Raw genomic sequence first — 8274 nt, forward strand, 5'->3', positions numbered from 1 at the left:
ATGAGGAAAGCGTGACCCCCGACCGCGTACGCATTCTCGTGCCCTCCGGCATGCTCGGCTCGGGATTCCCGCCCGAGATCGTCGACCGTGGGCTGGAACTCGGTGCCGACGTCATCGCCGTGGATGGAGGGTCGACCGACTCCGGCCCGTACTATCTGGGCACCGGCACGGCCAAGACCACCGCGGCGGCCGTGGCCCGCGACCTGCGCCTGCTGCTCCGGGCGGCGGCGAAAGCGCGTATCCCGCTGATCGTCGGCTCGTGCGGTACCAGCGGCACCGACTCCGGCGTGGACTGGGTCGCCGGGATCGCCCGCGGCATCCTGGCCGAGGAAGGGCTGGACCTGCGGGTCGCCACCATCTACAGCGAGCAGCGGGCCACCGACCTCAAGGACCATCTTGACCGGGGCCGGATCCACCCGCTCCCGCCGGCCGGCGACCTCGATCCGGCGACGTTGGACAGCTGCCAGCACATCGTGGCGATGATGGGCCATGAGCCGATCGCTGAGGCGCTGTCGGGCGGGGCCGACGTGGTACTGGCCGGGCGCGCCACCGACACCGCCGTGGCCGCCGCCTTCCCGCTGATGGCCGGCATGCCGGCCGGCCCGACCTGGCACGCCGCCAAGATCATCGAGTGTGGCGCGCAGTGCACCACGAACCCGCGCTCCAGCGGGGTCTTCGCCACCATCGACGCCACCGGCTTCATCATCGAGCCGCTGGACCCGGCCGTCGCCTGCACGCCCACCTCGGTCGCCGCGCACATGCTCTACGAGACCGCCGACCCGTTCTCGATGCGGGAACCGGCCGGCACGCTGATGGTCGCCGACGCCGCCTACCGGGCCCTGGACGAGCGGCGGGTACGGGTGGAGGGCTCCCGGTTCGAGCCGGCCCCGTACACGAACAAGCTTGAGGGGGCCCGGATCACCGGCTACGAGACGATGTCGTTCACCGCCATCCGCGACCCGCACATCCTCCGCCAGATCACCACCTGGGCGCAGCTGCTGCGGCGGGTCACCACGGATCGGGTCGCCCAGACGCTCGGGCTCAGCGCCGACGACTACGCCTTCGACATCCGCCTGTACGGCTACGACGCCGTGCTGGAGGCGAAGGACCCGGACACCCGGACACCCCGCGAGGTCGGCGTGATGCTCCTGGTCCGCGCCGCGGATCAGCAGACGGCCACCGCCGTCGCGAAGATCGCCAATCCGCTCATGCTGCACCTGCCCACGCCCGACATGGACTACCTGCCCAGCCTCGCGTTCCCCTACTCCCCCGCCGAGACCGAGCGCGGGGCGGCGTACGAGTTCGTCCTCCACCACGTCGTCGACGTGGACTCGCCCACCAGCCTCTTCCGCATCCACCTCCCGGAGGACAGTGTTGTCCGATAACGCCCACCCCCGCACCGTCGCCGACCTCGCGCTGGAGGTCCGGTCGAAGAACGCCGGCCCGTTCTGGGTGACGATGGAACTGTTCATGCGCGACACTGCCGGGTACGCCCTGGTAGCCGACCCGGGCTTCCTGGACGCGCCGCTGGTCGCCCGCCTCTACGGCGTACCGGCCGACACCATCCGCATCTTCCGGATACCGGCGCTGAACGTCGTCAAGATTTCGTTCCCGCGCCCGGTGGCGCAGGGCAGCCTGCGCGACCGGGACATCCACGCCGGGCAGCACCACGTGCCCCTGGCCATGCTCCCGCTGCCCGACTCCCCCGCCACCGACGACACCTCGGCTGACCAGGCTGGGGCTCACCTGTTCGCGACCTGATAGGAGCCGGAGCGTACGTCCTCCGGGAGGGCGGGACCGCTGGTGCTCCAGCCGAACGTGGTGCGCGCTCTGTCGGAGGTGATGCGCGCCGAGGATCGGAGCAACGCGGCCATCGGCCCCATGGCGCTCTCCGCCTGTTCGGCGGTGATCGAGGTCGCGGTGGCTCCGGTCAGGTCCGCGATCGCCCCGGCAAGTTCGCGGAAGCTGAACTGTTGCGGTCCGGCCGCGTTGTAGATGCCCGCTACCGGGCGCTCCAGGGCCGTCAGGTACAGGCGGGCGAGATCGTCCACGTGCACCGGGGTCCACTCGTTGTCGCCGGCGTCGATGTAGGTGGCCGCGCCCGAGCGGGTCGCGGCGTCGATCAGACTGGTCAACAGCAGGGAGCCGCCCCGACCGTAGACCAGACCCGCGCGGATGATGAGGCCGGTCAGGCCCGCCGCCTCGCGCACCAGTCGCTCGCCGACGAGCTTGAAGGGCTGCGGGCCCGGCTCCGGCAGTTCCGCGTCCTCGTCGCGGGAATGGTCGGGGTCGAGCCCGTAGACCAGGTTCGTGCTGGTGTAGAGGAACGGCTTGCCGGTGCCTGCCCTGCCCGCCCCACGGGTCAGCGCCGCCACGGCAGCGGCCTCTGCCCTGATCGCGTCCTCGCCACCGAAGTAGTCGACTGCGGTGTGCACCACCGCATCGGCTTCCGCGGAAGCCTGCTCAAGGAGCGCGGTGTCGGTCAGGTTGCCGAGCAGAGGAAACGCACCCGCCGCTGCCGCCTTGGCCGCTGATTCCGGGGACCGGGTCAGCGCTACCACGTCGTGGCCTGCCGCGACGAAGTGTTCGACGAGCACCGAGCCCAGGTAGCCGGTGCCGCCGGTGATGAGGATCCGCATGTTCTCTCCAGAGCCGAGCGATCGGTGAAACGGATGGACCATCCGTTTGCCAACCGTAGCACGAACCGGATGGGCCATCCGTTTCGCCGGCCTGAGCCGCCCATTGGGGGCCACGGCTCCAGGTGGGGGCAAGTGGAGCTGTTATCCGCTTATGCTGGAGGAGTGACCGCCTCGCCGCCCCGTAAGGACGCAGTACGCAACCGCCAGCGGATCATCGAGATTGGCCGGAAACTGGTCGCGGACGGCACCCCGATTCAGCTGAACGAGGTGGCTCGCGCGGCCGGCGTTGGCGTCGCCACGGTATACCGGCACTTCCCGACGCCTCAGGCACTGATCGAGGCGGTGTCGGTGGACGGACTTGAGACGTTGATCCAGGCCGCCGAACGGGCCGCGCAGCAGGACGACCCATGGACGGCCTTCCGTGATCTCCTGGTCAGGGTCGTGGACGCGCAACTACTCGACGCCGCCCTGTCCTCGGTCCTGTCCACGCCCACGACCACCCTGCCGGGCACCGCGGACCTGCTCGATCAGTTGTCCTCGCTGTTCAACACGCTGTTCGTACGGGTCAGGGCCGCAGGGCTGCTGGCGCCCGGCATCACGCTCGCCGACATGACGCCACTGATGTGTGGAGTCGCCTTCTCGGCCAGGATGCACCCAGCCACGGACACGCAACAGCAAGCCGCCGCCGGCCGCCACTACCTCGATGTCGTGCTGAACGGGATACGGGCCCGCTGAGCGCCGCAGGGACCACAACGCAAACCCGGTCGCGGCTACTCCGGCGGCCCCTGGTCGACGGAGAGACCGAGATGCGTCCCACCGGAGGCGTCGATCACCTGGCCGGTCACCCATCGCGCGGCTGGAGAAGCAAGGAAGGCGACCACGTCCGCGATATCCGCCGGCTCTCCGACCCGACGCAGGGCCGAGAGCCCGGTGACGACCTCGCGTAGCGCCGGTTGGGCGGCGAACCAGGCCACGTTGTTCTCGGTGGCGGTGGTCCCGGGCATCACCGCGTTCACCGTGATACCCCGAGGGCCCAGTTCCTGTGCCAGCGTGACGCTGAGCGTGTTGATCGCGCCCTTCGTCATGGCATACGCGAGAGTGCCGGGTATCGCGACCCGGGTGGCGACGGACGAGACATTGACGATCCGACCACCGTCGCGGAGCAGGTTCAGGCCCCGCTGGATCACGAAGAACGGCGCTTTCACGTTGATCGCGAACAACTCGTCGAAGTCACCCGGCCGTGCGGTGGAAAGCGTCGGCGTGGCCCCGCCGATCGCCGCGTTGTTCACCAGCACATCGATGCCGCGCGGCGTGCCGCGTTCGGCCAACCCGGCCTCCACGCCAGCCCAGAGCCGATCGGCATCACCCGCCACGCCGAGCTGCGCGCCGACCGCGAACGCGGCGCCACCCGCCTCGGTGATCTGCGCGACGGTCTCTTGCGCGGCCGACTCGCTCGTGCCGTAGTGCACCACCACCAGTGACCCAGCCGCGGCGAGCCGCTTGGCAATCGCGCGGCCGATGCCCCGGCTCGCGCCGGTGACGAGGCTTGTCGTGCCCTCCATCGTTTCCATGATCTCCCCTTCGTGTCGCGTATCGAAGCAGGTACCACGGTCCGACCCTCGTTGTAGGCCCGGCAACGGACTGAGGTATCGCGGCGTACGGTTGTTGCACTTCTTCATGCGGAGAAACGTCCGCGCGTACGCTCGTTTGATGCGCTGGGACGCCGAGGAGAAGCGACGCCGAATCCTGGCCGCGGCACGGCGCGCCTTCGCCGAGAAGGGCGAGGACGTCACGGTGGCTCGGATCGCTCGCAGCGCCGGTGTGTCCGTCGCCACCGTCTACCGGCGCTTTCCCACCCGGGACCGCCTCATCACCGACGCTTACGGCGATCAGTGGAACGATTGCGCGGCCATGCACGCCGAAGCCCTCAGCGACCCGGACCCGACGCGTGCGCTGCGGGAACTGATTCGCACGCTTTGCGCGTACCAGTTACAGGACAGAGGCTTCACCAGGGCCTACGTCGAGGCGGTGGTCACCGGACGCGGGCTCGACCACGAGCGGCAGGAGACCGAACGGGTCATCGCCCGACTGCTGCGGCAGGCACAGGCGATGGGCACCGTCCGCGCCGACCTGACCGTCGCCGATTTCCGGCTGCTGATCGCGGCCCACCACGGCGTCGTCCTGGCCGCTGGGCCCGACGCCGTGACGGCTTCCCAGCGCTATCTCGCACTGATGCTGCGCACGCTCCAACCCTGAAATTTCGCCGCCCGAAGCTCGAGGTCGACCAGGTGTTTCGTCGGCTGCGGCGGAAGCGGTCCCCGAGGCCGCCGCAGCGCACGAACCGGGCGCAGGCGTCCTTTCCGCCTACGCCCGGGAAGCGCTGATCGTCAAGCCTGTTCGATGTCCGAGAACAGGCCCTTGAACGGGACCTGCGTCCCCGCGAGGGTGCCGAAGACATCAGCGGCAACGGTTGTCGCGACCGCTGCGGAGGCGTCTTCGTAGCTGTCGAAGTAGAGGTCGAGCGTCCGGTACGCGGGGGTAGCGGTGCCATCCTCCTTCGGCCACACCTTCGCAGACTCGAGTCGCCGCAGCTTCGGGAACTTCGCTGCGGCAGCCTTCACGTCCGCGTAGGCCCGCTCGAAGTCGTCGGGGCTCGCCGGGTTGTCGATGATGATTGTGATCTTGGTCGGCACGGGGCTCTCCTCAAAGTGGAAAGAATGATTGTTCTATTTCGGACACAACTAACGCCGCAGACCCGAATTCAGCGGCCGTAGGTCTCCAACAGCCGCAGCCACACCTCACTGACGGTCGGGTAGGCCGGAACCGCGTGCCACAGTCGGTCCAACGGGACCTCGCCGACGATGGCGATGGTCGCGGCGTGGATCAGTTCCGCGACGTCCGGGCCGGCGAGGGTGAGGCCGACGATCACCTTGCGGTCCTCGTCGACGACCATCCGGGCGTGTCCCCGGTAGCCATCGGCGTGCAGGGAAGCTCCGGCGACGGCCCCAAGGTCGTAGTCCACGACCCGGGTCCGCAGCCCAGCTGCCTCGGCCGCAGCCGCGGTCAAGCCCACCGACGCGATCTCCGGATCGGTGAAGACCACCTGCGGCACCGCCCGCTCGTCAGCCGTCGCCACGTGCCGGCCCCACCGGCCGTCCTCGACCTTCGCACCCTTCGCCCGGGCCACGATCACGTCGCCCACCGCCCGCGCCTGGTACTTGCCCTGATGGGTCAGCAGCACCCGCCGGTTCACATCGCCCGCCGCATAGAGCCACTCGCCGCCGCCGACGACACGCAGGGTGTCGTCGACCGCCAGCCAGGCGCCCGGCGCCAGCCCGACCCGGTCGAGGCCGATGTCCTGGGTGTTCGGCGTACGACCGACCGCCACCAGCACCTCGTCAGCTTCGATCCGCTCGCCGGACGCGGTCTTGAGGTGGACGACTCCACTGTCGTCGCGGTTGACGGCGACGGCCTCCGCGCCGAGGTGTACGGACACGCCGGCCTCGCGCAACGACTCGGTGACCAGTTCACCGGCGAACGGCTCCGCCGACGGCAACACACCGTCGCGGGCCAGCACCGTCACCGCGGACCCCAGGGCGGCGAACGCGGTCGCCATTTCGGCGGCCACGACGCCACCACCGATGATGGCGAGCCGACGGGGAACCGAACTGGCCGAAGCGGCCTCGCGGCTGGACCACGGCGTCGCCTCGCGCAGCCCCGGGATATCCGGCAACAGGGCGCTGCTGCCCGTCGCGACGACCACGGCGTGCCGCGCGGTCAGCGTCGTCGTGACACCGTCGACGCCGGTCACCTCGACAACGCGGGCGGCACTGATCCGCCCCTGACCGCGGTGCAGCGCGATGCCCGCCGACGCCAGCCAGGACACCTGACCGTCGTCCTGCCAATGCGACGCGAAGGAGTCCCGCCGGCCCAGCACCGCAGCCGCGTCCAGGTCTCCCGTCACCGCCTCCCGCGCCCCCGGCAGTTGGCGAGCCGCGCGCAAGGCGGACGCGCTGCGCAGCAACGCCTTGGTCGGCATGCAGGCCCAGTACGAGCACTCACCACCGACCAACTCCCGCTCGACGATCGCGGCGGTCAGCCCGCCCCGGACGACCCGATCGGCCACGTTCTCCCCGACCGGACCGGCACCGATCACAATGACGTCGTACTCGATGGTGGTCATGTCAGTTGCCCTTCGCGGCGCGGCCGAGCCGGATGGCCGCGATGAGGAAGAAGATGGCGCCGGGAATGGCGTAGCCGGCGGCGTTGGTCAGCGCCGGGTTGTCCGCGGCGGCGCCGGCGATGAAGGACCCACCAGCCAGGACCGAGATGCCGCCACTGATGATCATCGGCCACTGGCCGCCCATCTTGCGACGGGTGACACCGACGATCAACTGGACCAGACCGGCGACGATCGCCCAGGCGCCCCACACCCGCAGAATCGCGGGGATACCGGACGCGCCAGCGACACCCAGACCGACGGCCGTGATCAGGCTTACCGCGATGTTCACGTACAGCAGGGTCGGCGAGCCGGTGGTCCGCGACGAACGGAGGTCGTAGATGGCGGCGCCCACGTCGAACAGCGGGTAGATCACGAAAAGCGTCACCGCGAGCGGACCGATCTCCTTGGCGGTGGCGATCGTCACGAGGGCCCACACGATGGCGAACGCGAAGCGGACGAAGTAGAGCCGCCGCAGCGCGGAGGCCGTCTGGGAAATACCGGGCGAAGCAGCAATGGTGGTCACGGGTGACCCTTTCAGCGGAGGGGCTAGGGAGACCGATCGTTCTGTCTTGTCGAGCATGACACGCTCCACCCACATCGTCAAGACCGAACGTTCTATCCACTCCTCCGACCCTGCGCTACCCACCGCTGGCTAGGGCTGTCGAGACCCTTAGACCGAACGTTCTATCCGCTACCATGGCGACATGACGCCCACCGCATCCGGTGCCCGGCCTTCCGAGGCGCGCCAACGGCTCCTTGCCACGGCAACCAGGATCTTCTACTCGGAGGGCATCCATTCCGTCGGCGTAGATCGGATCATCGCCGAGGCGAAGGTGACCCGGGCCACCTTCTACCGGCACTTCCCCAGCAAGGACGATCTCATCCTCGCCTACCTGCGTGAGATCCATGAGATGGATCGCGGCGGGGTCGACACGGTCATCACCGCCGACGCACGACCGGTCGCCCCACTCCTGGCCATCGCCAACTCGATCGCCGAGAGCATCCAGTCCCCGGGGTTCCGTGGATGCGCGTTTCTGAACGCCGCGGCGGAGTATCCAGACACGGAACATCCCGTACGTCAGGAGATCATCGCCCACCGGCAATGGTTCCTGGACACGCTCACCACGCTGATGGCGCAGGTCCAGGAGGAGACGGCAGAGTCCGCCGCGCGTCACTTCGTCATGCTCCGCGACGGTGCCATGGCAGCCGGATGCCTCTTCGACCCCGCGTTGGTGTCCGAGACCTTCCTCCGCGGCATCGAAGGACTCCTCCGGATCACCGCCGAGCGCCAGTCGACCGAATCCGCCGGCTAGGGCCTGTTTCATAAGGGCGGTCGAGCCGAGGCGGAGTCCGGGCGGCGATCCGGCAAGGCGCGGTTTCGTCCGGATACCGGTGTTGTATCCGGACGAAACC

At 69.2% G+C, this 8274-nt stretch carries 10 protein-coding genes; 5 read left to right on the forward strand and 5 right to left on the reverse strand.

Annotation, left to right across the window (positions count from 1 at the left end; genetic code table 11):
• Nucleotides 1-11 precede the first annotated feature (11 nt).
• Both AB0J36_RS23865 and AB0J36_RS23870 read left to right on the forward strand, forming a co-directional pair.
• Complete coding sequence (locus AB0J36_RS23865; protein WP_363661135.1) at nt 12-1385, forward strand: acyclic terpene utilization AtuA family protein; 1374 nt, start codon at nt 12-14, stop codon at nt 1383-1385.
• The gene (locus AB0J36_RS23870) at nt 1375-1761 is read left to right on the forward strand and encodes a DUF4387 domain-containing protein (protein ID WP_357124754.1); all 387 of its coding nucleotides are present in this window, start codon (nt 1375-1377) and stop codon (nt 1759-1761) included. The genes AB0J36_RS23865 and AB0J36_RS23870 overlap by 11 nt, the downstream gene beginning before the upstream one ends.
• On the opposite strand, the gene AB0J36_RS23875 is transcribed toward AB0J36_RS23870, so the two are convergent.
• Nucleotides 1743-2639 carry an NAD-dependent epimerase/dehydratase family protein gene (locus tag AB0J36_RS23875; RefSeq protein WP_363661136.1) on the reverse strand — a complete coding sequence of 299 codons (897 nt, stop codon included), beginning with the start codon at nt 2637-2639 and terminating at the stop codon, nt 1743-1745. The genes AB0J36_RS23870 and AB0J36_RS23875 overlap by 19 nt on opposite strands.
• 162 nt (nt 2640-2801) lie before the next feature.
• On the opposite strand from AB0J36_RS23875, the gene AB0J36_RS23880 reads away from it, so the two are divergent.
• The gene (locus AB0J36_RS23880; RefSeq protein WP_357124748.1) at nt 2802-3374 is read left to right on the forward strand and encodes a TetR/AcrR family transcriptional regulator; all 573 of its coding nucleotides are present in this window, start codon (nt 2802-2804) and stop codon (nt 3372-3374) included.
• A gap of 35 nt (nt 3375-3409) precedes the next feature.
• Here the strand turns inward: AB0J36_RS23880 and AB0J36_RS23885 are convergent, their stop codons facing one another.
• A complete protein-coding gene (locus tag AB0J36_RS23885) occupies nt 3410-4210 on the reverse strand; it encodes an SDR family oxidoreductase (RefSeq protein WP_357392431.1) in 801 nt (266 codons plus the stop codon).
• Between the two features lie 139 nt (nt 4211-4349).
• Between AB0J36_RS23885 and AB0J36_RS23890 the strand changes: the two genes are divergently transcribed.
• Entirely contained in the window at nt 4350-4895 is a 546-nt protein-coding gene (locus AB0J36_RS23890; protein ID WP_363661137.1) for a TetR/AcrR family transcriptional regulator, read from the forward strand.
• Between the two features lie 131 nt (nt 4896-5026).
• On the opposite strand, the gene AB0J36_RS23895 is transcribed toward AB0J36_RS23890, so the two are convergent.
• The 3 genes from AB0J36_RS23895 to AB0J36_RS23905 all read right to left on the reverse strand — a co-directional run bounded on the left by AB0J36_RS23895 (nt 5027) and on the right by AB0J36_RS23905 (nt 7384).
• A complete protein-coding gene (locus tag AB0J36_RS23895) occupies nt 5027-5332 on the reverse strand; it encodes a hypothetical protein (protein WP_363661138.1) in 306 nt (101 codons plus the stop codon).
• A gap of 68 nt (nt 5333-5400) precedes the next feature.
• Nucleotides 5401-6822: an NAD(P)/FAD-dependent oxidoreductase gene (locus tag AB0J36_RS23900; RefSeq protein WP_363661139.1), complete on the reverse strand. Its 1422-nt coding sequence runs from the start codon at nt 6820-6822 to the stop codon at nt 5401-5403.
• 1 nt (nt 6823) lies between these two features.
• The gene (locus AB0J36_RS23905) at nt 6824-7384 is read right to left on the reverse strand and encodes a hypothetical protein (RefSeq protein WP_363661140.1); all 561 of its coding nucleotides are present in this window, start codon (nt 7382-7384) and stop codon (nt 6824-6826) included.
• 181 nt (nt 7385-7565) lie between these two features.
• Between AB0J36_RS23905 and AB0J36_RS23910 the strand changes: the two genes are divergently transcribed.
• A complete protein-coding gene (locus tag AB0J36_RS23910; RefSeq protein WP_357124728.1) occupies nt 7566-8174 on the forward strand; it encodes a TetR/AcrR family transcriptional regulator in 609 nt (202 codons plus the stop codon).
• Nucleotides 8175-8274 lie beyond the last annotated feature (100 nt).

This window comes from Micromonospora sp. NPDC049662 (assembly GCF_040675055.1).
Taxonomy (GTDB): Bacteria; Actinomycetota; Actinomycetes; order Mycobacteriales; family Micromonosporaceae; genus Micromonospora.

Excerpts from the sequence above, each read along its gene's own strand:
- AB0J36_RS23885 (WP_357392431.1), bottom strand. The coding sequence starts at position 4,210 with ATGGAAACGATGGAGGGCACGACAAGCCTCGTCACCGGCGCGAGCCGG.
- AB0J36_RS23910 (WP_357124728.1), top strand. The coding sequence starts at position 7,566 with ATGACGCCCACCGCATCCGGTGCCCGGCCTTCCGAGGCGCGCCAACGG.
- AB0J36_RS23875 (WP_363661136.1), bottom strand. The coding sequence starts at position 2,639 with ATGCGGATCCTCATCACCGGCGGCACCGGCTACCTGGGCTCGGTGCTC.
- AB0J36_RS23900 (WP_363661139.1), bottom strand. The coding sequence starts at position 6,822 with ATGACCACCATCGAGTACGACGTCATTGTGATCGGTGCCGGTCCGGTC.
- AB0J36_RS23890 (WP_363661137.1), top strand. The coding sequence starts at position 4,350 with ATGCGCTGGGACGCCGAGGAGAAGCGACGCCGAATCCTGGCCGCGGCA.